Origin of the sequence: Rahnella woolbedingensis (assembly GCF_003602095.1) — a bacterium.
GTDB classification, from domain to species: domain Bacteria; phylum Pseudomonadota; class Gammaproteobacteria; order Enterobacterales; family Enterobacteriaceae; genus Rahnella; species Rahnella woolbedingensis.
The window spans coordinates 41,884-64,866 of sequence record NZ_RAHH01000014.1 but is presented as its reverse complement, the minus strand read 5'-3'; the positions used below and the strand labels follow the sequence as shown (position 1 = coordinate 64,866).

Sequence of the window (22,983 nt, the reverse complement as noted above, 5' to 3'; positions counted from 1 at the left end):
TTTAACCTTTCACACCGCCTGCCGTTAAGCCGCCGACCAGCCAGCGTTGAGCAATCAGGAACACTGCCGTGATCGGGATGGCGGACAATATGGCTGCCGCCGCGAAATCGCCCCACAGGTAGTTTTGCGGGTTCAGATATTGCTGCATCCCGACAGCCAGGGTGTAGCTGTTCACGTCACGCAGCAGTAATGATGCCACCGGTACTTCGGTGATGGCCGCGATGAACGACAGAATAAATACCACCGCCAGAATCGGTACCGACAGCGGCAGCAGCACCAGACGGAACGCCTGCCACGGGGTGGCGCCATCCAGTGCGGCGGCTTCTTCCAGCGAACCGTCGATAGTTTCGAAATAGCCTTTAATCGTCCAGACGTGCAGCGCAATGCCGCCCATATACGCAAATATTACGCCGCCGTGAGTGTTCAGACCGAGGAACGGCACATACATGCCGAGGCGGTCGAACAGGGCGTAAAGCGCTACCAGCGAAAGGACGGCCGGGAACATCTGGAAAATCAGCATTCCTTTGAGCAACGAGCTTTTACCGCGGAATTTCATGCGGGCAAAGGCGTAGGCGCAGGTGGTGGAAAGGGCGACGATCCCGACGGCGGTGATCCCGGCGATCTTGATCGAGTTCCACAACCACAACATCACCGGGAACGGCGGCGGCGTGATGCTGCCGTCGCTGTTGGTGACGGCAATGCCGAGCGCCAGTTTCCAGTGATCCCACGAGATCTGATCCGGGATCAGGCTGCCGGTGGCGAAGTTACCCGGGCGCAGCGAGATGGCAAACACCATCAGCAACGGGAACAGGATCAGCGCCAGAAAACACAGCAGTAAAAGGTGCGTTACCAGTAATCTGACTTTCTGCGACTTAGGTTTAACCATGGGCATTGTCTGTTTCTCCTTAGTCGAATTTCATGCGTGAGGCTTTCAGGTTCACGATAGCCAGCGCACCGACCAGCAGGAAGATCAGCGTGGCAATTGCCGCCGCCAGCCCGAAGTCCTGTCCGCCGCCGCCTTCGAAGGCAATACGGTAGGTGTAGCTGACCAGTAAATCGGTGTGACCCGCTGGCGTGGTGGTGCCGATCATGTCTGGTCCGCCATTAGTCAGCAGCTGGATCAGCACGAAGTTATTAAAGTTGAAGGCAAAACTGGCAATCATCAGCGGCGTCAGCGGCTTAATCAAAAGCGGCAACGTGATGCGGAAGAAGTTTTGCATCGGCGTGGCACCGTCCATTGCCGACGCCTCATAAAGGTCATCCGGAATGGCTTTCAGCAGACCCATACACAAGATCATCATGTACGGATAACCGAGCCAGGTGTTGACGATAATGATCATGCTTTTGGCGGTCCACGGATCACTGAACCACGCCGGTTTGATGCCAAACAACGCGCTGAGCATCAGGTTGATTTCACCAAAGCTCTGGTTGAATAACCCTTTGAAAATCAGAATCGAAATAAAGGCCGGTACCGCATAAGGCAGGATCAGCAGGATGCGGTAAGCGGCTTTGCCTTTCAGCTCTTCCCACTGCACCACGCAGGCCAGCACCATGCCCACGGCAACGGTCAGGATGACGGTCAGCAGGGCAAAAACAACGGTCCAGACGAAAATCGACAGGAAGGGTTTCTGGATCCCTTCGTCATGCAGCACGCGCAGGAAATTTCCCCAGCCGATACCGACCGTAAAGCCGGGGCTGAGTTGTTCGGGCTGCCATTCACCCTGTGCATTCACTGCCTGATAGAAGCCGGTATGGGTATTCGGGCGGTAGATTGTGCCGGTTTCAACGTTAGTCAGCTGCTTTTTATCGTCGCCCAGTTTGTACAGTGGCTGGGTGCCGGAGAACTGGCGCAGAGAACTCATACGCAGTATTTCACCGTCGGGTAATTTTGCGAAGAGCTGACCCAGCGCTGCACGGTTTTGTGTCACCACGCGTAATCCGGCTTTTTCAGCGGAAGGGGCGGTCTGCGGGAGCATCTCCAGCGTTTGTGGTGCGGAGGCATTGAAAGCAAAAGGCGGAGAAACCAGCGTCTCGCTGTTATCCGCAGAAGTCAGTGCCAGCTGCCATTTGTCCCCGGCCTGCTCTTCACCGGCAGGGAAGAGAGAGAAGTTAAGCGCTTTTCCGCCCTGGAATTGACGGTCCATCAGCACCGACTGCGCGCGTTTAAACGTCAGCTGGTTAGTGCTGCTGTAATTGGTGAAGGCAATCGCGATGGTGCAGACCAGCGGGAACAGCACAAATAACGACATTCCGGCGAGGCCCGGATAGACATAACGCCATGAATAGGCACGGCGGTTGCCATAAATGTATAACCCGACGCCGGAGAGGATCAGGGTCAGAATGGCAAAAAGGGTTTCGCCCTGCGCATACATCAGCACGATCAGATAACCGGTAAAGCAGGCGAGCAGGGCGATGATCAGCCATTTGAACGCATTGCTAAACGGCCGTTTTTTGGCTCTTGGCATAAGGACAATCCTTGTGGTGGCGGTGCGAAACCCGTGAGTCCCGCACCGTTCATTGAGCTAATGCTTCGGCATTACTTGGTAATGCGTGTTTCTACGTCTTTCAGTGCTTGCACAACAGTCTGACGGCCATTCACCGCATTGATGATGGCGCTGCGTTCTGCATACCAGAAGGCGCTCATCTGCGGGATGTTAGGCATGATTTCGCCGTTTTTGGAGTTAGCCATGGTGGCAGCGATGCGCGGGTCTTTTTCCAGCTGTTCCTGATACGTTTTCAGCGCCACGGCACCCAGAGGTTTGTCTTTATTCACCACTGCCAGACCTTCGTCGGTGATCAGATAGTTTTCCAGGAACTCTTTCGCCAGTTCTTTGTTCGGGCTGGCGGCGTTGATACCGGCAGTCAGCACGCCGACGAACGGTTTAGACGGTTTGCCGTGGAAACTTGGCAACAGCGTCACGCCGTAGTTGATTTTGCTCTTGTCGAGGTTGGACCATGCCCACGGGCCGTCGATGGTCATCGCGGTCTGGCCTTTGTTGAACGCGGCTTCGGCGATGGAATAATCGGTATCGGCATTGATGTGTTTGTTTTTCACCAGGTCGATGATGAATTGCAGGCCAGCCTGAGAACCCGCGTTGTTCACGCCGGTGTCTTTAATGTTGTATTTGCCGTTTTCATATTTGAAGGCATAACCGCCGTCAGCGGCAATAATTGGCCAGGTGAAGTACGGTTCCTGCAAGTTCCACATGATGGCGCTCTTGCCTTTGGCGCGCAGCTCTTTATCCAGCGCCGGGATTTCTTCCCAGGTTTTTGGCGCTTCTTTAATGATGTCTTTGTTATAAATCAGCGACAGCGCTTCGACCGCGACCGGATAACCAATCAGCTTGCCGTTGTAGGTCACTGCGTCCCAGGTGAACGGGAACAGTTTGTCTTTAAAGGTTTTATCCGGGCTGATTTCAGCCAGCAGCCCGGATTGCGCGTAACCGCCGAAACGGTCGTGCGCCCAGAAGATGATGTCCGGGCCGTCGCCGGTGGCTGCCACTTGCGGGTATTTTTCTTCCAGCTTGTCCGGATGTTCTACCGTGACTTTAATGCCGGTGTCTTTCTCAAACTTCTTACCGACTTCCGCCAGGCCGTTATAGCCTTTGTCACCGTTGATCCAGATGACCAGCTTTCCTTCTTCTATTTTGGCAAATGCGGAAGATGACAACACCAGCGTAGCCAGCGCTGAGAGTGCCAGTGTTTGTTTAACAATCTTTTTAATGCTGAGAGTCATAATCCAATCCTTTTTATTTCCTGTGAGGAGTCGGTTTTCTGTCGTCTGAGACGGGAAAAGACAGGGTACGGCGCCAGTGTGGATTCAACCCGACAACGCTTCATCATCCCCCCCTCTACGCCCCCGCCTCTCAGAATGTGATCCCGCCGACACTCTCAGGCGTTATGTGGTTCATCACTCAAAAATATGCATCGTTTTTTGCCATTCAGATCACGAATTTGGTTTTTGATGTGAACTTTCATCCGGTTGCGCAAATCCGTCATCCTCCCTGCTCCTCCCCCATGAAAAATTTTGTTACGGATGATTACGCTTAGCGGCTATTCCTTCACTCTTCGTTGCATTGAGTTTTCTCGCTGGCAGCAAGTACAGGAGTTCAGGATGGCGAGCGTTTCCCTTAACAGCGTGTACAAAGCCTTTGGTGAAACCGTGATTTCCAGCGACATCAATCTGGAAATCGAGGAGGGCGAGTTCGTGGTCTTTGTCGGGCCATCCGGCTGCGGCAAATCAACCCTGCTGCGCATGATTGCCGGCCTGGAAGACATCACGTCCGGCGAACTGAAAATTGGCGATAAACGCATGAACGAAGTCCCTCCGGCCGAACGTGGCATCGGTATGGTGTTTCAGTCTTATGCGCTTTATCCGCACCTGTCGGTCGCTGAAAACATGTCTTTTGGTCTGAAGCTGGCCGGAGCAAAGAAAGCCGAAATTAATCAGCGGGTGAATCAGGTTTCTGAAGTATTGCAGCTGGCGCACCTGCTGGATCGTCGCCCGAAAGCGCTTTCCGGCGGACAACGTCAGCGCGTGGCGATTGGCCGTACGCTGGTCGCGGAACCGACGGTATTCCTGCTCGATGAACCGCTTTCCAACTTAGATGCCGCGTTGCGTGTACAGATGCGTATTGAGATTTCACGCCTGCATAAGCGCCTGAAACGCACCATGATTTACGTGACCCACGATCAGGTCGAAGCGATGACGCTGGCCGATAAAATCGTGGTGCTCGATGCCGGACATATCGCTCAGGTCGGTAAACCGCTCGAGCTGTATCACTATCCTGCCAACCGTTTTGTCGCCGGTTTTATCGGCTCTCCAAAAATGAATTTCCTGCCGGTGAAAGTCACCGGTGCAGAACCTGCACGTGTGCAGGTCGAGTTGCCAAACCGCCAGCAAGTCTGGCTGCCCGTCGAAGGCACCGACGTGAAAGTCGGCAGCAATCTGTCGCTGGGTATCCGTCCTGAACATCTTCTGCCAAGCGACGTCGCTGAAGTGACGCTTTCCGGTGAAGTGCAGGTCGTCGAGCAACTGGGTAACGAAACACAGATCCACATCCAAATTCCGGCAATTCGTCAGAACCTGGTGTACCGCCAGAACGACGTGGTGCTGGTAGAAGAAGGTGCAACATTCGCCATCGGGTTGCCACCACACCGTTGCCATCTGTTCCGCGAGGACGGAACTGCATGTCGCCGGTTACATCCCGAATCTGGTGTTTGAAAGCACGCGATCCCCTACAGGAGAAAATGATGATTACAATGCGTAGTTCTTCCCTGGCGCTGGCAGTGGCTGCCGGAATCCTTTCTACACAAGCAATGGCAGTTGATTTTACCGGTTATGCCCGTTCGGGCATCGGCTGGACTGGCAGCGGCGGCGAACAGCAATGTTTCAAAGCGACAGGCGCTGACAGTAAGTACCGTCTTGGTAACGAATGTGAAACCTATGCTGAGTTAAAACTCGGTCAGGAAGTGTGGAAAGAAGGGGATAAGAGCTTCTACTTCGACACCAACGTGGCGTATTCCGTATCACAACAGAACGACTGGGAGTCAACCGATCCGGCTTTCCGCGAAGCAAACGTGAAGGGTAAGAACCTGATCGAATGGCTGCCGGGTTCCACCATCTGGGCCGGTAAGCGTTTCTACCAACGTCATGACGTTCATATGATCGACTTCTACTACTGGGATATTTCAGGTCCTGGTGCGGGTCTGGAAGATGTGGATCTGGGCTTCGGTAAACTGTCTCTGGCAGCAACCCGTAACACCGAAAGCGGCGGCTCATACGGCTATATCGCCGATCAGCGTAACGAAGTGCCAACGTCCAACGACGTGTTCGACGTTCGTTTAGCAGGCCTGCAAACTAACCCGGGCGGTGTGCTGGAGTTAGGTGTGGATTACGGTCGTGCCAATGCGCGTGACGGTTATTCCTTCGCAGACAATGCGACCAAAGACGGCTTCCTGTTGACGGCTGAGCACACGCAAAGCATCTACAACGGTTACAACAAATTCGTACTGCAATACGCATCTGATTCCATGACCGATCCGGGCCAGGGCGCAGCGAACGGCCACTCCAACGGTGCAGCCATCGACAACAACGGCAGTATGATCCGTGTTCTCGACCACGGTGCCATCGACTTCAACGATACCTGGAGCCTGATGTATGTGGCGATGTATCAGGACGTTGACCGTGATAACAATAACGGGACAACCTGGTACACCGTGGGTGTGCGTCCGATGTATAAATGGACCCCGATCATGAGCACCTTGCTGGAAGTCGGTTACGACAACGTGAAATCTCAGCGTACCGGCGACAAAAACGGTCAGTACAAAGTCACCCTGGCGCAACAATGGCAGGCTGGCGACAGCATCTGGTCACGTCCGGCCATCCGTGTGTTTGCAACCTACGCAAACTGGGATGAAAAATGGGGCTATGATACAGACAGCGGTTCCAGCAATGGCTTAGCAATGAACGACACCAGCACCCGTACCTTCAGCCGTGGTAATGACGATGAAGTAACGTTTGGTGCCCAGATGGAAATTTGGTGGTAATTCTCTTTGTCCTTTGAGCCGCAGGTGCGTTGGCTGCCCTCACTCACCCCGGTCACGTACTTAATGTACGCTCCCGGGGATGAGTTCAGCTGCCGCCTTCCTGCAACTCAAATGACGTCGAGAATCTGTGCCAGTTTTTAAAAGTACAAGCAGTAAAGAAGATGTGCTGGCTGGCGGATTATCAGCTGATAAACGCCAGCCTTCATGGTGATTTCAAAGGAAACAATAATGAAAAAAAATCTGCTGTCACTGTGTCTGTCGCTGAGCCTGCTGGCTGCTGCACCTGCGGTCGTGAATGCGGCGCAGAATGATGCGAATACCGCTCCGGCGATTTCCAGCCAGACCTTACGCAACCTTTCATGGACGCCGCTGGTTCCGCCAGTGACGCAGGATGTGACGCTCGGGACTTCCAGCGCACAGATTAATCAGGGGCAAATTCAGGGCGCCGTCGGGGCATTCGCATTGCCTGCCGACCGTGGTTCACTTGAAATTACGCTGACCAGTATTGCGACCGGTAAAACCGTGTATGCGCCAAATGTTCTGGTGCTGGATGAGCAGATGCGTCCGGCGGCCTTTTATCCTTCCAGCTATTTCCCGTATCAGAAACCAGGGATCGTTTCCAGCGACCGTCTGGAAGGCACGCTGAAACTGACTCCGGCACTGGGTCAGAAACAAATTTATCTGCTGGTTTACACCACCCGTCAGGACTTGTCAGAGACCACGCAGATGGTGAACCCGGCGAAAGCCTTTGCCGCTGGCGTGGGTAACGCCGTGCCGGATATCCCGGATCCTATTGCCCGTCATACCCCAACCGGTACGCTGAGCCTGAAAGTGACCGCCGAGCAGAAAACCGGAAACGTGATGATTGGTCAAATCTTCCCGTCATCCGCACCAGCAGCGGCTGCGCCAGTGGTTGTCGGCAGCACTCAGGCTCCAGCACCTGCTCCAGCCCCGGCAAAACCGTCTGAACCAATGCTCAGCGATTCCGAAACCTACTTCAACGATGCCATTAAGAAAGCGGTGAAAGCAGGGGATGTGGATAAAGCGTTGAAACTGCTGGATGAAGCCGAACGTCTGGGCTCGAAAACTGCCCGTAAGACCTTTATTGAAAGCGTTAAACACTAAGTTTTCTTAGTTCCCTCGCCTTCGCAGGTGAGGGAGCACACCGTGCCATACCAAAATCTCCTCATTTCTTTTTCTCCCTTCTATTTGTTACCCTCTTGTTAATTCATTTGGCGGGGGATTTATGGCGTCTGCAAACTGGGTCGATTTATCGAAAGATAAAGACAGCGGGATCGAAACGATCCACGCGCATTTTGAAGGCCATGCTTACGATCCTCACTGGCACGACAGCTATTTAGTCGGCATCACCCAATCCGGTTTACAGCAGTTCAGCTGCCGCCGTCAGAAACATCAGAGCCTTCCGGGTAAAATTTTCATGCTGGAGCCGGGCGAAATCCATGACGGCGATGCCGTACAGCCGGGCGGCTTTACTTATCAGATGTTGTATCTCGATCCGCACTGGCTGAGTCGCGAACTGGCGGCGCGGCGCGATTCCCTTTCTTCTGCTGGTGACCCGAGTTTCGAAAATACCTTAGCGCAGGATCCGCAGCTGGCGCAGGCGACATCACTGGCGTTTCAGGTGCTGCATGGCAAAGAGTTACGTATCGTACGCCAGACCGCGCTCGACGGATTACTCAGCGCGCTGGGCGGACATCTGACGTGGCAGCCGCCCCAGCATGAGAAATTTACGCCATGGTCACGCGTGGCGCATCAGGCGCGGGAATACCTGCACGCCCATCTGCATGAAGATATCGGCCTTGAGCAACTGGCAGCGGCGACCGGCGAGAGCCGTTTTGTGGTAAGCCGTGCGTTTAAAGCCGAATTCGGATTGCCGCCCCACGCGTATCTTATTCAACTGAAACTGACCCGTGCGCGGGAAGGGCTGGCGCTTGGATACACACCGGCGGCAGTGGCGGCAGATTTAGGATTTGCTGATCAGAGTCATCTCGGGCGCTGGTTCCGGCGTGCTTACCAGTTGACGCCTGCACATTACCGGCGGCTGTGCACAAATCTTCCAGATTGAGAAAAAGTGACAGGTTAAGCTCAGATTTCAACTGAACCGGAGCCTGTAATAATGAATACGCCTGCCACTATTTTATCTTCTCCACCAGAACGCTGCGTGATTGTTATCAACCAGCAACTTGCCGCCGGACACGCCGCCAATGCCGCCGCGGTTCTGGCCCTGACGCTGGGTCAGCGCCATCCGATGCTGGTGGGCGCTCCGCTGATTGACGCCGATAACCGCGAGCATCCGGGGCTGATCCCGATTGGTATCAGCGTGTTAGTGGCCGACAGCGAACAACTGACGCAACTGCATCAGCATCTGCTCAATGACGACGAAATGGACGGTATTATTTTCCCGGCCGAAGGGCAGCAGACCACCGACTACGCGGCGTTTCGTGAAGCGGTTTCAGCAGTGCCGACAGAAAGCCTGCAACTGCTGGGGATCGCGCTGGCAGGAAATAAGAAAGTGGTGCGCAAGCTGACCGGCAAACTGGGACTGTTGGGCTGATACCTGTCATTTAACCGTCACATTTCTTCTCTATTCTCCTGATATTCAAACTAATATCAGGAGTTTCACCGTGCGTAAGTCCCTTGTCGCTTTGCTGCTTTTCACTCTGGGTTCCACCTTTGCTGTACAGGCTGCGGATGAAGCCAAACCGTTTATTACCAGTCAGGAACTGGATCTGACCAGGTATCTCCCTGCACCCCCGGCGGATGATTCTGCACAGACCAAAGCTGAACTCAAAGAATTGCTGGAAATTCAGGCCACCCGTACACCAGAACAGGAAAAAGCAGCCATTGCCGATGCTGAAGAAAACGTATGGCGTTTTGCCGATGTGATGGGCCCGGATTTTGATGCCGCCAAACTGCCAAAAACCGCCGCGCTGTTCGACCGTATTGTGGCGACAGAAGACGTGGTCGACGATCACGCTAAGAAAGCCTTTAACCGCCCGCGTCCTTATATGCTGGATGAACAAATTCATCCGCTGCTGAAAAAATCGAAATCTGGTTCATGGCCTTCCGGGCATTCCACCATCGGCTATCTGATGGCGACCGTGCTCGGTGAAATGGTGCCGGAAAAACGCAACGAGCTGTTCACCCGTGCCGCCGGTTACGCTGAGAACCGTCTGGTGGCCGGTTTCCATTACCGTTCTGATACCGTGATGAGCCGCACCGGTGCTGCGCTGATTGCGCAGAAAATGGAAGAGCAGCCTGATTTTAAAACTGAATTCGACGCGGCAAAAGCAGAACTGCGTGCGCAGCTCGGCCTGAAGTAATCCCCCTTATTTTCTACCTCTGAAGCGTTACTTCTTGCGATGTAACGCTTTCATTTCATAAAAACTTTCCGGAATACTTCCCGCAACTTCCTGTTTTGTCCCTTGGTCAGCCCCCGTGCTTTCGGTAAAGTGTCTTTCGTAAAACACGCTGAGGGCGAAACAGATGGAATACAGATTTAAACGCATGGCATCACCGGTCGGATTGCTCACGCTGGCGGCAAAAGGCGACAAACTGACGGCGATTTTGTGGGAGTGCGAAATCGACGGCCGGGTAAAACTGGGCGAAATGGTGGAAGACCCTGCGTTTCCGATCCTGGTGAAAGCCGAACAACAGCTGAACGAATACTTTGCGGGCCAGCGTACCCGTTTTGAGCTGGATCTCGATTTTACCGGCACTGAATTTCAGAAAGAAGTCTGGGCCGCACTGCTGGAAATTCCCTTTGGTGAAACGCGAAGCTACGGTGAAATTGCCCGTCGTATCGGACGCCCGAAAGCCGTACGCGCCGTGGGTGCCGCTAATGGCCGCAATCCTATTTCGATTGTGGCACCGTGCCATCGGGTGATTGGCTCCTCCGGCAAACTCACCGGTTTTGCTGGCGGTCTGGATAACAAAGCGCTGTTACTCAGGCTGGAAGGACGTAAATCCTAGGGTTTCTCCCGCATAAATAAATCGCTTGATGTCCGCTTGTAAGTCGATGCATAGTCAAAAAATAAGCAGTAAATAAAAAAGACAACATCACTTACAAACGGAGTTTTAAATCAATGGATCAGATTCAATCCCTCGAACAGTTCTTATCCTCAGTGCAACAACGCGACCCGCATCAGGTCGAATTCTCCCAGGCCGTACGCGAAGTTATGACCACGCTATGGCCTTTCCTCGAACAGAATCCGCAATACCGCCGTTCGGCTTTACTGGAGCGTCTGGTCGAGCCGGAGCGTGTCATTCAGTTTCGCATCGCGTGGGTGGATGACAAAAATCAGGTACAGGTAAACCGTGGCTGGCGCGTGCAGTTCAGCTCAGCGATTGGCCCGTATAAAGGCGGGATGCGTTTCCATCCGTCGGTCAATTTGTCGATCCTGAAATTCCTCGGCTTTGAGCAGACCTTCAAGAATGCGCTGACCACATTGCCGATGGGCGGCGGAAAGGGCGGCAGTGATTTCAATCCGAAAGGCAAAAGCGAAGGCGAGATCATGCGTTTTTGTCAGGCGCTGATGCTGGAACTTTACCGCCATCTCGGACCGGATACTGATGTACCAGCCGGTGATATCGGCGTTGGTGGGCGTGAAGTCGGGTATATGGCGGGCATGATGAAAAAGCTCTCCAATAATACCGCCAGCGTTTTCACCGGCAAAGGGCTGTCGTTTGGCGGCAGTCTGATCCGCCCGGAAGCCACCGGTTATGGCCTGATATATTTCACCGAGTCGATGCTCAACCGCCACGGTCTGGATTTTGAAGGCATGCGCGTGGCGGTGTCCGGTTCCGGTAACGTGGCGCAATACGCGATTGAAAAAGCCATGTCGCTGGGCGCGCGCGTGATCACCGCATCTGACTCCAACGGTACCGTCGTCGACGAGGCTGGTTTCACCACAGAAAAACTGGCGCTGCTGACACAAATTAAAGCCAGCCGTGACGGGCGTGTGGCGGATTACGCGCAAAAACTCGGGCTGACGTACCTCGAAGGCCAGCAGCCGTGGAGTGTGCCGGTAGATATCGCGCTGCCTTGTGCGACACAAAATGAACTGGATGCGGGTGCGGCACGCGTACTTATCGCCAATGGCGTCAAAGCCGTCGCCGAGGGCGCGAATATGCCAACCACGATTGAAGCGACCGATTTGTTCACCGATGCGGGTGTGTTGTTCGCACCGGGCAAAGCGGCAAACGCCGGTGGTGTCGCAACCTCCGGGCTGGAGATGGCGCAGAATGCCGCGCGTCTGAGCTGGAAAGCCGAAGAAGTGGATACGCGTCTACGCCACATCATGCTGGATATTCACCAGTCGTGCGTGGAGTACGGCGGCGATAGCCAGCAGACGCAATATGTGCGTGGCGCCAATATCGCCGGCTTCGTGAAAGTCGCCGATGCCATGCTGGGGCAGGGCGTGCTTTAAATCTGAGGCGCCACTTTAGCGCCATTCTGGTTTTGCTAACAAAAAAGCCACTTCGAAAGAAGTGGCTTAATCGTTTGTATCTGAAGCTAAAATTTGGTGGCCCTTGCTGGACTTGAACCAGCGACCAAGCGATTATGAGTCGCGTGCTCTAACCAACTGAGCTAAAGGGCCAAGGTGCGGGATTATACGGTAAATCTTGCTTACAGGTCTACATGTGTTCGGTTTGTATGCGCGTTTTGTGCACAATTCTAGTATGTTGTGTTCGCAGACTTTTTTACTGATAACTTGAACAAATACGTCTCAGGAAAACATTATGATGTCAGATATCCTTGCTGAGGATCTTCAGGTCGTGTTCTGCGGCATCAACCCCGGTCTTTCTTCTGCCCATAAAGGTTATCCTTTTGCTAATGGCAGTAACCGTTTCTGGAAAGTCATTCATCAGGCGGGGTTTACCGGGCGGCAGTTAGCGCCGCAGGAGTGGCAACAACTGAAGGATTTCGGCTGCGGTATCACGGCGCTTGTGGCGCGTCCGACGGTGGCGGCCAGCGAGCTGTTGCGTGATGAATTGCGTGATGGTGGCGAGCTTTTAAAAGAGAAAATCCTGCGCTATCAGCCGCGTGCGTTAGCGATTTTAGGCAAGCAGGCATTCAGCAAAGCGTTTGGCATCAGCAAGGTGGTCTGGGGAAGACAGGCGTTGAAAATCGGCGACACAGAAGTCTGGGTATTGCCCAATCCCAGCGGGCTGAACCGTGCGACGTTGGAGGAGCTGGTCGCGGCTTATTGCGAGCTTTATGACGCGCTGCATTCCTGAAGCCCTAACTCAGCAGAATAAAAAAAGCCCCGCCATTTCCTGAGAAAGGCGGGGCTTTTTATTGGCTGACAGCCTGAGGGCGATTAATCGTCCAGGAAGCTGCGCAGCACTTCGGAGCGGCTTGGGTGGCGCAGTTTACGCAACGCTTTCGCTTCGATCTGACGGATACGCTCACGGGTAACGTCGAACTGTTTGCCCACTTCTTCCAGAGTGTGGTCAGTGTTCATATCGATACCGAAACGCATACGCAGAACTTTCGCTTCACGTGCGGTCAGACCAGCCAGAACGTCATGCGTTGCAGAACGCAGGCTTTCAGACGTTGCAGAATCCAGTGGCAGTTCGAGAGTCGTATCCTCGATGAAATCGCCCAGATGCGAATCTTCATCGTCGCCGATTGGCGTTTCCATGGAGATTGGCTCTTTAGCAATTTTCAGCACTTTACGGATTTTGTCTTCCGGCATCAGCATACGCTCAGCCAGTTCTTCCGGCGTCGGCTCACGGCCCATCTCTTGCAGCATCTGACGGGAGATACGGTTGAGTTTGTTGATGGTCTCAATCATATGCACCGGGATACGGATGGTACGCGCCTGGTCGGCGATGGAGCGGGTGATAGCCTGACGGATCCACCAGGTCGCATAAGTTGAGAACTTATAACCACGGCGATATTCAAACTTATCAACGGCTTTCATCAGGCCGATGTTACCTTCCTGGATCAGGTCAAGGAACTGCAAACCACGGTTGGTGTATTTCTTCGCGATAGAAATAACCAGACGTAAGTTTGCTTCAACCATCTCTTTCTTCGCGCGGCGGGCTTTCGCTTCGCCGATCGACATGCGACGGTTGATGTCTTTAACCTGTTCGATAGTCAGGCCAGTTTCTTCTTCGATCTGACGCAGTTTCATCAGGCCGCGCTGTACGTCTTCGGTGACTTCTTTCAGCTTCTCAGACCATGGTTTACCCATTGCCAGAGCCGCATCGAACCAGGTATCGCTGGTTTCGTTACCGGCGAACAGATTGACGAAGTTTTTCTTCGGCATTTTGCACTGTTCAACGCACACTTTCATGATCAGACGTTCCTGAGTACGAACGCGATCCATCATGGAACGCATGCTGTTCACCAGGAAATCGAACTGTTTTGGCACTAAACGGAACTGTTTGAACACATCGGACAGCTTCAGGATTTCTTCTGCTGCGCTCTTGTGACTACGGCCGTTTTTCTTGATGACCAGACGCGTCGCTTCATGCTGTTCACGCAGTTCTGTGAACTTCTGACGAGCGAGTTCAGGGTCGATGCTGTTGTCGTCTTCAGCGTCGTCGTCTTCATCTTCGTCTTCGTCATCATCATTCTGCTCTTCCGTGGTCAGTTCAGAACCCACGTGAGTCGCAGTTGGTGCGATTTCTTCTTCAGCGTTAGGGTCAACAAAACCGGTGATCAGGTCAGACAGACGAACTTCGCCAGCTTCCACACGGTCATATTGCTCTAACAAATAAGTGATAGCTTCAGGATATTCAGCAACGGAACACTGAACCTGATTGATACCGTCTTCGATACGTTTGGCGATGTCGATTTCGCCTTCACGGGTCAGCAACTCAACGGTACCCATTTCGCGCATGTACATACGCACAGGGTCGGTGGTACGGCCAATTTCGGATTCAACGCTGGAAAGTACCTGCGCCGCCGCTTCTGCAGCGTCTTCGTCGGTATCAGGGCGGTTTTCGGCCAGCATTAAATCATCGGCGTCCGGAGCTTCTTCAAGTACCTGGATGCCCATGTCGTTAATCATCTGGATGATGTCTTCGATCTGGTCGGAATCGACGATATCTTCCGGCAGATGGTCATTGACCTCAGCATAGGTCAGATAGCCTTGCTCCTTACCACGGGTGACAAGTAGCTTAAGCTGTGACTGCGGGTTTTGCTCCATAAGACGGTATCCACACTTCAGAGTATTTGGGTTGGTGTCGGTCGGGTAACATCGCCAACAATAACGTTAGGGGCGTTTATTGTGCCGCGGCCCACCAGGGCGGCTCTGCGCAGGGCCGTGCCCCGCTTTATATCGGCACTTAAGCCGTGTTTTCTGTTTTACCCGTCATATTTCGAGTGGCAGGTGCGTTGGCTGCTCTCATTCGCCCGAATCACTTACCTGTGTAAGCTCACCGGGACTCTTCGGTTGCGGCCTTCCTGCAACTCGAGTTATTTCGGGTAATTATATGTTCTTGTTATGAAAATTAACTCTTTCTCGCTAATACCTGATTCAGGGAACTGACTTCGGTGCGTTCCTCTGGACTCAGGCCGTGCGTCCTGGCTTTTGCAATCAAAGTTTCAAGCCGTTGCTCTAAAATCGAGTCATACAGGCTGGCTAACGTGGCACGAAATTCCTCTTCGACCATGTCCTCTACGATCATGTGGTTCCATGTCGCCAGAGTTTCAAGTTGTTGGTAGAACTTATTATCGCGATAAAGTTCCAGTAACTGGCCTGTCGTCAGCCCCGGCTGGGCTAAGCAAGTGGTGACTAACTCGCTGAACAGATCCAATCCTGGCTGCTTCGCTTGCTCCAAACCTTGCAGCGAGGGTATAAGTGTAGCCAGTTGTGGATTTTGTACCAGTAACCCTATAAGTATACGCATGGTTGTGCGTTTTAGCTGGGGCGCCTGATAGACATTGCTACTTTCCGCCTGTTTAGGCATCAGCTTTTCCAACTGGCTGTCATCCAAAATCCCGAGCTTATTCCCTAACTGCTGACGCAAATACATCCGTAACGTTTCACCGGGTACCTGGCGGATCAACGGCAATGCCAGCATGCTCAATTTGGTGCGCCCGTCAGGGCTGCTCAAATCAACCTGCGGCATCAGCGAATCAAACAGGAAAGTGGAAAGCGGTATCGCCTGCTCCATTCTTTGTTCGAACGCTTCTTTGCCTTCTTTACGTACCAGCGTGTCCGGATCTTCGCCGTCAGGTAAAAACATAAAACGCAGCTGACGGCCATCATTGAGATAGGGCAGTGCTGTTTCCAGCGCGCGCCACGCGGCTTCACGTCCCGCCCGATCGCCGTCATAACAACAAACGACGTTATCGGTGCTGCGGAACATCAGCTGAATATGATCAGCGGTCGTGGACGTCCCCAATGAGGCAACGGCGTAATCAATGCCGAACTGCGCCAGTGCAACGACATCCATATACCCTTCAACGACCAGTAAACGCGCCGGCGTCGGGTGCTTTAACTGTGCTTCATACAGACCATATAACTGGCGGCCTTTATGAAAAATTTCGGTTTCCGGTGAGTTGAGATATTTTGGCGTACCATCGCCCAAAACCCTGCCGCCAAAGGCAATCACGCGGCCACGTTTATCACGAATAGGGAACATCACCCGTTCGCGGAAACGATCATAGCTGCGGCCATTGTCATTGGTGACCAACATACCGGCGTCAATCAGAGACGCTTTATCATCGGCATTTTTGCCGAAACGCTTTAATGCGTTGTCCCAGCCCGGTGGGGCGAAACCAATAGCGAAGTGACTGATGACGTCTTCACTTAAACCGCGCCGGTCAAGGTATTCCCGTGCGGGGGCACCTGCAGGTTGTTTAAGTGATTGCTGATAGAACTCGCTGAGCGGTGCCATCAACTGGTAGAGGCTTTGACGCTGATGGCGCTCCATCTGGCTTGGACCGGCGCCGGCTTCGTACGGCACTTCCAAACCCTGCATTGTCGCCAGTTCCTCAATGCTTTCGACAAACTCAAGCCTGTCATAGTTCATCAGGAAATCGACGGCATTGCCGTGGGCACCACAGCCGAAACAGTGATAAAACTGCTTATCGCCATTTACGGTAAATGAGGGTGTTTTCTCATGGTGGAAAGGGCAGCACGCGTGATAGTTTTTACCCTGTTTCTTGAGCTTTACCCGAGCGTCGATCAAATCGACGATATCGATGCGAGCCAGCAAGTCATTGATAAATACGCGCGGAATTCTCCCAGCCATAAGCCCCTTACTCACTAGCCTATAAACGAGAACAAGCCGCGCATTCCTTTCGGAAAGCACGGCCTTCGTATGCTACTACGCAGTCTGCGCGTTCTTAATATTGCAAATCACGCGATTTGGGGTTGCCCCCGAAGATTAATACAGACGAGTGCGACGTGCGTTTTCGCGAGCCAGTTTCTTGGCGTGGCGTTTTACTGCAGATGCTTTAGCGCGTTTACGTTCGGTAGTCGGTTTTTCATAGAATTCACGACGACGAACTTCTGCCAGAACACCTGCTTTTTCGCAGGAACGCTTGAAGCGACGCAGAGCTACGTCGAACGGCTCGTTTTCACGTACTTTAATTACAGGCATGTGCCTCTCACCTCGATAAAATCGGTTTGTTTGCTGATGTTGTACCAGCACATTTCAAAATGGTGCGGAATTTTACTCCAATTCGCCTCGTCTTGTAAAGCATAACGGCAAATTGAAACAGGCGCCTTCAGCAACCCTTCTGCAACATTGTGCGCTCGCTTTTGCGTCGGGCGGCGATTATATACCAATCAATCGAAATTGCTCGACATTAATTGGCTTATGAAGCAAGGAATTCCCACTCCGGTGCAGCGCCCGCAGCGCCTTGTGTGCTAAACTGCGCGCCGCGAGTTAGCGCGAAAACTATGATGGAAAGAGTGATGCGAGTACTGGGTATTGAAACGTCCTGCGATGAAACCGGAATTGCAGTTTATGACAGCGAAACCGGTTTATTAGCCAACCAACTGTATAGTCAGGTAAAACTGCATGCAGATTACGGCGGCGTGGTGCCAGAACTGGCGTCACGTGACCATGTACGTAAAACAATCCCTTTGATTCAGGCCGCGCTGAAAGAAGCCGGGCTGACCGCTCAGGATATCGACGGCGTGGCGTATACCGCCGGTCCGGGCCTGGTCGGCGCATTGCTGGTCGGCGCCACTATCGGACGTTCCCTGGCGTTTGCCTGGGATGTGCCTGCGGTGCCTGTTCATCATATGGAAGGCCACTTGCTGGCACCGATGCTTGAAGATAATCCGCCTGATTTCCCGTTTGTGGCGCTGCTGGTTTCCGGCGGGCACACGCAGCTCATCAGCGTTACGGGTATCGGCGAATACACATTACTGGGCGAATCCATTGATGACGCCGCCGGTGAAGCCTTTGATAAAACGGCTAAACTGCTGGGTCTGGATTATCCGGGCGGCCCGCTGCTGTCGAAAATGGCGGCTCAGGGTGTGGCCGGTCGCTTTACCTTCCCGCGCCCGATGACTGACCGTCCGGGGCTGGATTTCAGTTTCTCCGGCCTCAAGACTTTTGCAGCCAATACCATTCGTGGTAATGACAGCGACCCGCAGACGCACGCCGATATTGCCCGTGCTTTTGAAGATGCTGTTGTCGATACGCTGGCCATTAAATGCAAACGCGCACTGGATCAGACCGGTTTCAAACAACTGGTGATGGCCGGTGGCGTCAGCGCGAACCGTACTTTACGCGCCAAACTTGAAGAAGTGATGACTAAGCGCGGCGGTAAGGTGTTCTACGCGCGTCCTGAATTTTGTACCGATAATGGTGCGATGATCGCCTACGCGGGTATGGTGCGGTTGAAAACCGGCGCGACGCCTGATCTTGGCGTGACAGTCCGTCCGCGCTGGCCTCTCGCTGAGCTTCCGCCAGTCTGAGCAAGGCTGAGACTGCGTTGCTGCGCCGACCCGAAATGCTCACATACTTGAGTATGCTGCGCTTTCAGGTCTCCTGACGCCTTGTCTCGCTCACGTCCAGTCAGGCTGGCTGAGGTGAAAAAACAATAAAAAAACGACCCGCTTGAGGTCGTTTTTTAATGTCTGAAATCTGAGGTTATCCGTTATTCGGCTTTATCTTCTTTCGCTGCTTTACGTTTCTTCTTCAGATTATCCCAGATTTTACCTTCCTGACCGCGCCACAGGCGCTGAATATTGTCGTGATGACGCAACAATATCAAACAGGAAAGCATGGCGACCGGGAAGGTGAATTCAGGTTTGAACCACCAGACGTAAAAAGGTGCGATCAGGGCGCTGACAATCGCGCCCAGTGACGAATATCCGCCCAGAAGCACGGTCAGCAGCCATGTCCCCATCATCAGGCCGGTTAAGTCCCAGCCGATAGGGGCGATAGCACCAAACGCCGTGGCAACGCCTTTACCGCCTTTAAAACGGAAAAATACCGGATAGATGTGGCCCAGACAGGCGGCGATGGCGGTCAGTCCGAGGTACATCGGCGGAATATTCAGGCGATAGGCCAGCCAGACAGGCAGCATCCCTTTAAGAATATCGAAGATGAGCACAGACGCCGCGGCCAGACGACCACCGAGTCGCAAGACATTCGTGGCTCCGGGGTTGCCAGAGCCCGCTGTGCGCGGATCCGGTAACCGGGCTACCCGGCAGACCAGAATCGCACTGGAAATCGAGCCGCAGAGGTAGGCGAAAATAATCATTCCAAGCGCGGTAGCACTCATAAAGCAGTTCCGTCTAATAAGGGTCGTTTTAATCGCAACATCCATGGATAATACGCATTTTCTGCTGGAAGTGGTATCCGGCTGGGCCAAAAACAGAGAATCACGTGATGGATATCGTATTTATTGAGCAACTAAATGTAATCACCACGATTGGCGCTTACGACTGGGAACAGACCATTAAACAGAAACTGGTGTTCGATATCGAAATGGCCTGGGATAACCGAAAATCCGCCGCCAGCGACGATGTGAATGACTGTTTAAGCTATGCCGACGTCAGTGATGCGGTGACTGAACATGTGGCATCGCAAAATTTCGCGCTGGTAGAGCGTGTGGCTGAAGAAGTGGCAACCCTGCTTCTGACCCGTTTTAATTCGCCCTGGGTGCGGATTAAGCTCAGTAAGCCCGGTGCGGTGGCGCAGGCCTCCAATGTCGGCGTGATTATTGAGCGTGGAAAACGTTTTTAATTCTTAATTTTAATTCTTAAATGGATACATTTTAAGAAATGCGTGTCTATTTAATGTCATAAAGAAGCGTTACAAGGAAAGTCCGGAGAACCGGGCTTCCTTTAATGAGGCGGCTCAGCGTGATGCCGCTTTTTTGTTGTCTGTACTTTGAGCATGTTTTCCCACTAGCGGAAATTTCATAGGGTAGGGTGCGATAATGATCGTCGAAAGTCATTCGTTGCTTGTAGCAGCAATTTTGGGTGTTGTTGAAGGGTTGACTGAGTTTTTACCGGTTTCATCGACCGGCCATCTGATCATTGCAGGAAATCTGCTCGGCTTTACCGGAGATACCTCAAAATCATTTGAAGTGGTTATCCAGTTAGGTTCGATTCTTGCTGTGGTGGTGATGTTCTGGCGTCGTTTGTTTGGCATGATTGGCCTGCACTTTGGCAAGCCGCCAGTTCATGAGGGCACGGGTAACCGCCGTCTGAATTTATTGCATATTATTTTAGGGATGATCCCGGCAACCATCCTGGGTTTACTGCTGCATTCGCAGATCAAGTCCCTGTTTGAGCCGAAATTTGTGATGTATGCACTGGTCGTCGGCGGTGTTTTGCTGATTGCAGCCGAACTGCTGAAACCAAAAAAACCGCGTGCTGAAGGGGTGGATGACATCACTTATTTGCAGGCCTTTATGATCGGTGTTTTCCAGTGTCTGGCGCTCTGGCCTGGATTCTCCCGTTCAGGTGCGACCATCAGCGGCGGGATGTTAATGGGCATCAGCCGTTTTGCCGCGTCTGAGTTCTCTTTCCTGCTGGCGGTGCCGATGATGATGGGTGCGACGGCGCTGGACTTGTATAAGAGTTACAGCTTCCTGACGATGGCTGATTTGCCGATGTTTGCCACCGGTTTTATCTGCGCATTTATCGTGGCCCTGATTGCGATTAAAACCTTCCTGGCGGTGATTAAACGTATTTCCTTTATTCCGTTTGCTATCTATCGGTTCTTTGTTGCTATCGCGGTTTACTTCGTCTTTATCGCCTGATTTCCCTTATCGGCGACAAAAATACTGGCGACAAAAAAAAGCCCCGGCGCAAAACGCACGGGGCTTTTTTTGATCGTTAATGCGAGTTAAATCGTCACGTCCTGCGTTTGTTTCCAGTCCGCCAGTGCTTGTGTGCGACGCTTTTTCAGCTCATCGCGGATTTCTATCCCCTGAAAACCGGCATCCAGCACTTCTTTATTGGTGATGCTGTTCGCCACTTTGAAAGCCTCACGCAGGTAATTACCTTGCGGATAAGGGTTGTTTTCAAAGGTGGTACGTCCGCGTGCATCCGCTTCACTGGTCATAATCATCTGCTCAAGCCGTTGCGGTTTACGCCACACGTCGATGGTGTCGAACAGCTTTAACAGAGTTTCCGGACGCAGTTTATTGACGGTGTGGATCAGGTCATGGAACTCTGCGACCAGTTTGGCTAAATCGCGGATATGCGTCGGGACTTTCAGACGCTGACAAATATTTTCCACCAGTTTCACACCAGCAGGCCCGTGGCCGTGATGGGCAGGCCAGAATTGCGGCGGGGTCAGCGCCTTGCCCAAGTCATGGCAAAGCGCAGAGAAACGCACATTCACTTCAGGCGTCAGCGTGCTGGCGATTTTCAATGTCATCAGCGTATGAATGCCGGTATCAATTTCCGGATGCCATTTCTCCGGAGCCGGAACGCCAAACAGCGCGTCGATTTCCGGGAACAGCACTTTGAGCGCGCCGCAGTCACGCAGCACCTGGAAATACACCTGCGGATCCTGCGTCTGCAAGGCTTTCTCGGTTTCTTTCCAGACGCGTTCAGGCGTCAGGGCTTCGAGCTCACCGCTTTGCGCCATGTGCTGCATCAGCGCCTGTGTTTCAGGAGCGACGGTAAAACCTAAATGGGCAAAACGCGCGGCAAAGCGGGCGACACGCAGCACGCGCAGCGGATCTTCACCGAAGGCGTCAGAGACATGGCGCAGAAGACGTTGTTCGATATCGCGCTGTCCGTGATAGGGGTCGAAAAGCGTCCCATCTTCACTTTTTGCGATGGCATTGATGGTCAGGTCACGGCGCATCAAATCCTGTTCCAGCGTGACATCGGGTGCGGCGTAGCAGGTAAACCCGTTATAGCCGGAACCTGATTTTCGCTCGGTGCGGGCCAAGGCATATTCATCACGGGTACGCGGATGCAGGAAGACCGGAAAATCTTTGCCGACCTGCTGATAGCCATTTTCGAGCATGTATTCAGGCGTTGCGCCCACCACTACCCAATCGTGTTCAGACACAGGCAGGTTTAATAAACTGTCTCGGACTGCGCCGCCGACCAGGTAAATCTCCACGCGATAACTCCTGAAATAAGGCAAATGACTCTTTGTTCATCATAGCAAAGTTGCGATGAAGATTTCCTGATTGATGGAAACACGAAAAGGCACCAATGTGCCTTAACGGATTAAAATGTCTTAACAGGTGTGATCTGCAGGTGAGCTGTCAGCTCATCCAGCGATCTTTCTTCCTGCGACGTGGGATCAGATGCGGCAACAACAGGCCCAGAACCAGACCTACGCCAGCAACGCCGCCGCCGTACATAAACCATTGCAGAATAATGGTTCTTTGTTTGTCGTCGAGCTGAACGTTTACTGCATCAACTTTCTTCTTCGCCACGATCAGCTGATTTTTCAGATCCTGATTTTCTTTCTTCAGGCCATTGATAATACCGTCGCTGGAAGAAACCTTGCTCTGCATTTCCGCAGTACGCTGGTTCCAGCTGGAATCAATGTTGGTCAGCTTGTCCGTCAGCGTTTTCACCTGTTGCTCCAGATCCGGAACGCGGGTACGCAGGCTCGGCACATTGCTTAACTGATCCAGTGGGATCCAGGCTGTTTTACCTTTTGAATCAACAATCTCACCGTATTTAGTACTGTCGTTGACGCTGCGCAGGGTGACTTCTTCACCGGCATTCAGGGTGCCAACAATGCGATACTGATTACCCGGACCGCTGTGGATATAGGTGATCAAATCGTCGGAGATATAGCGCTTCTCATCAGCGTGAGCGCCCCATGTGATGCTTAAACCAAGCAAAGCGAAACCAATTAGGCGTAATTTCTGCATTATTTCATCGTTTCTTTGTGAATTTAGGGAACGTGAAGTGTGGATCCGTTTTATCGGGATACGTCTTCTGCAACCGCCTCTGTCCGGCCATTGCTTTCATGAATGTACTAAAAGTTTGGATACCG

21 protein-coding genes and 1 tRNA gene are annotated in these 22,983 nt (G+C 52.9%); 12 read left to right on the top strand and 10 right to left on the bottom strand.

From position 1 onward, the window contains the following. Position 1: 1 nt before the first annotated feature. The 3 genes from malG to malE all read right to left on the bottom strand — a co-directional run bounded on the left by malG (position 2) and on the right by malE (position 3,736). Positions 2–892 carry a maltose ABC transporter permease MalG gene (malG, locus tag D6C13_RS13360; RefSeq protein ID WP_120133224.1) on the bottom strand — a complete coding sequence of 297 codons (891 nt, stop codon included), beginning with the start codon at positions 890–892 and terminating at the stop codon, positions 2–4. Between the two features lie 13 nt (positions 893–905). Beyond that, the gene (gene malF, locus D6C13_RS13355) at positions 906–2,465 is read right to left on the bottom strand and encodes a maltose ABC transporter permease MalF (protein WP_120133223.1); all 1,560 of its coding nucleotides are present in this window, start codon (positions 2,463–2,465) and stop codon (positions 906–908) included. Between the two features lie 71 nt (positions 2,466–2,536). After that, entirely contained in the window at positions 2,537–3,736 is a 1,200-nt protein-coding gene (gene malE / locus D6C13_RS13350) for a maltose/maltodextrin ABC transporter substrate-binding protein MalE (RefSeq protein WP_120133222.1), read from the bottom strand. Positions 3,737–4,114: 378 nt separating this feature from the next. On the opposite strand from malE, the gene malK reads away from it, so the two are divergent. The 8 genes from malK to gdhA all read left to right on the top strand — a co-directional run bounded on the left by malK (position 4,115) and on the right by gdhA (position 11,999). Next, positions 4,115–5,224, top strand: a complete 1,110-nt coding sequence (gene malK / locus D6C13_RS13345) for a maltose/maltodextrin ABC transporter ATP-binding protein MalK (protein WP_120133221.1) — start codon at positions 4,115–4,117, stop codon at positions 5,222–5,224. Between the two features lie 26 nt (positions 5,225–5,250). Continuing rightward, positions 5,251–6,549 carry a maltoporin gene (locus D6C13_RS13340; protein ID WP_167458027.1) on the top strand — a complete coding sequence of 433 codons (1,299 nt, stop codon included), beginning with the start codon at positions 5,251–5,253 and terminating at the stop codon, positions 6,547–6,549. Between the two features lie 228 nt (positions 6,550–6,777). Further along, positions 6,778–7,674 (top strand): maltose operon protein MalM, encoded by an 897-nt coding sequence (malM, locus tag D6C13_RS13335; protein ID WP_120133219.1) that lies wholly within the window; start codon positions 6,778–6,780, stop codon positions 7,672–7,674. Between the two features lie 121 nt (positions 7,675–7,795). Further along, positions 7,796–8,635 (top strand): AraC family transcriptional regulator, encoded by an 840-nt coding sequence (locus D6C13_RS13330; RefSeq protein ID WP_120133218.1) that lies wholly within the window; start codon positions 7,796–7,798, stop codon positions 8,633–8,635. Positions 8,636–8,686: 51 nt separating this feature from the next. Further along, on the top strand, positions 8,687–9,124 hold the full coding sequence (locus tag D6C13_RS13325) for a DUF2000 domain-containing protein (RefSeq protein WP_120133217.1): 438 nt from the start codon (positions 8,687–8,689) through the stop codon (positions 9,122–9,124). Positions 9,125–9,194: 70 nt separating this feature from the next. After that, positions 9,195–9,893 (top strand): acid phosphatase, encoded by a 699-nt coding sequence (locus D6C13_RS13320; RefSeq protein ID WP_120133216.1) that lies wholly within the window; start codon positions 9,195–9,197, stop codon positions 9,891–9,893. Between the two features lie 163 nt (positions 9,894–10,056). Next, positions 10,057–10,542 carry a methylated-DNA--[protein]-cysteine S-methyltransferase gene (locus D6C13_RS13315; RefSeq protein WP_120133215.1) on the top strand — a complete coding sequence of 162 codons (486 nt, stop codon included), beginning with the start codon at positions 10,057–10,059 and terminating at the stop codon, positions 10,540–10,542. 113 nt (positions 10,543–10,655) lie between these two features. After that, the gene (gene gdhA, locus D6C13_RS13310; RefSeq protein WP_120133214.1) at positions 10,656–11,999 is read left to right on the top strand and encodes an NADP-specific glutamate dehydrogenase; all 1,344 of its coding nucleotides are present in this window, start codon (positions 10,656–10,658) and stop codon (positions 11,997–11,999) included. Positions 12,000–12,093: 94 nt separating this feature from the next. Here gdhA and D6C13_RS13305 read toward each other — a convergent pair. Next, positions 12,094–12,170: transfer RNA gene (locus D6C13_RS13305), tRNA-Ile, on the bottom strand. Positions 12,171–12,312: 142 nt separating this feature from the next. Between D6C13_RS13305 and mug the strand changes: the two genes are divergently transcribed. Next, complete coding sequence (mug, locus tag D6C13_RS13300; protein ID WP_120133213.1) at positions 12,313–12,810, top strand: G/U mismatch-specific DNA glycosylase; 498 nt, start codon at positions 12,313–12,315, stop codon at positions 12,808–12,810. Positions 12,811–12,893: 83 nt separating this feature from the next. On the opposite strand, the gene rpoD is transcribed toward mug, so the two are convergent. The 3 genes from rpoD to rpsU form a co-directional block, all read right to left on the bottom strand. Then, positions 12,894–14,732, bottom strand: coding sequence for an RNA polymerase sigma factor RpoD (gene rpoD / locus D6C13_RS13295; protein ID WP_120133212.1), 1,839 nt, complete (start codon positions 14,730–14,732; stop codon positions 12,894–12,896). A 304-nt stretch (positions 14,733–15,036) separates the two neighbouring features. After that, positions 15,037–16,785 (bottom strand): DNA primase, encoded by a 1,749-nt coding sequence (dnaG, locus tag D6C13_RS13285; RefSeq protein ID WP_120133210.1) that lies wholly within the window; start codon positions 16,783–16,785, stop codon positions 15,037–15,039. 135 nt (positions 16,786–16,920) lie between these two features. Continuing rightward, positions 16,921–17,136 (bottom strand): 30S ribosomal protein S21, encoded by a 216-nt coding sequence (gene rpsU / locus D6C13_RS13280; protein WP_001144069.1) that lies wholly within the window; start codon positions 17,134–17,136, stop codon positions 16,921–16,923. Between the two features lie 317 nt (positions 17,137–17,453). Here rpsU and tsaD point away from each other — a divergent pair, with 317 nt between their 5' ends. After that, complete coding sequence (gene tsaD / locus D6C13_RS13275; protein WP_120133209.1) at positions 17,454–18,467, top strand: tRNA (adenosine(37)-N6)-threonylcarbamoyltransferase complex transferase subunit TsaD; 1,014 nt, start codon at positions 17,454–17,456, stop codon at positions 18,465–18,467. A 182-nt stretch (positions 18,468–18,649) separates the two neighbouring features. Here tsaD and plsY read toward each other — a convergent pair whose 3' ends face one another. Further along, complete coding sequence (gene plsY, locus D6C13_RS13270; RefSeq protein WP_120133208.1) at positions 18,650–19,279, bottom strand: glycerol-3-phosphate 1-O-acyltransferase PlsY; 630 nt, start codon at positions 19,277–19,279, stop codon at positions 18,650–18,652. Between the two features lie 107 nt (positions 19,280–19,386). On the opposite strand from plsY, the gene folB reads away from it, so the two are divergent. Both folB and bacA read left to right on the top strand, forming a co-directional pair. After that, entirely contained in the window at positions 19,387–19,743 is a 357-nt protein-coding gene (folB, locus tag D6C13_RS13265; protein WP_120133207.1) for a bifunctional dihydroneopterin aldolase/7,8-dihydroneopterin epimerase, read from the top strand. A gap of 199 nt (positions 19,744–19,942) precedes the next feature. After that, entirely contained in the window at positions 19,943–20,767 is an 825-nt protein-coding gene (bacA, locus tag D6C13_RS13260) for an undecaprenyl-diphosphate phosphatase (RefSeq protein WP_120133286.1), read from the top strand. Between the two features lie 86 nt (positions 20,768–20,853). Here the strand turns inward: bacA and D6C13_RS13255 are convergent, their stop codons facing one another. After that, complete coding sequence (locus D6C13_RS13255) at positions 20,854–22,089, bottom strand: multifunctional CCA addition/repair protein (protein ID WP_120133206.1); 1,236 nt, start codon at positions 22,087–22,089, stop codon at positions 20,854–20,856. A gap of 148 nt (positions 22,090–22,237) precedes the next feature. Next, a complete protein-coding gene (locus tag D6C13_RS13250) occupies positions 22,238–22,858 on the bottom strand; it encodes a TIGR04211 family SH3 domain-containing protein (RefSeq protein ID WP_112286724.1) in 621 nt (206 codons plus the stop codon). Positions 22,859–22,983 lie beyond the last annotated feature (125 nt).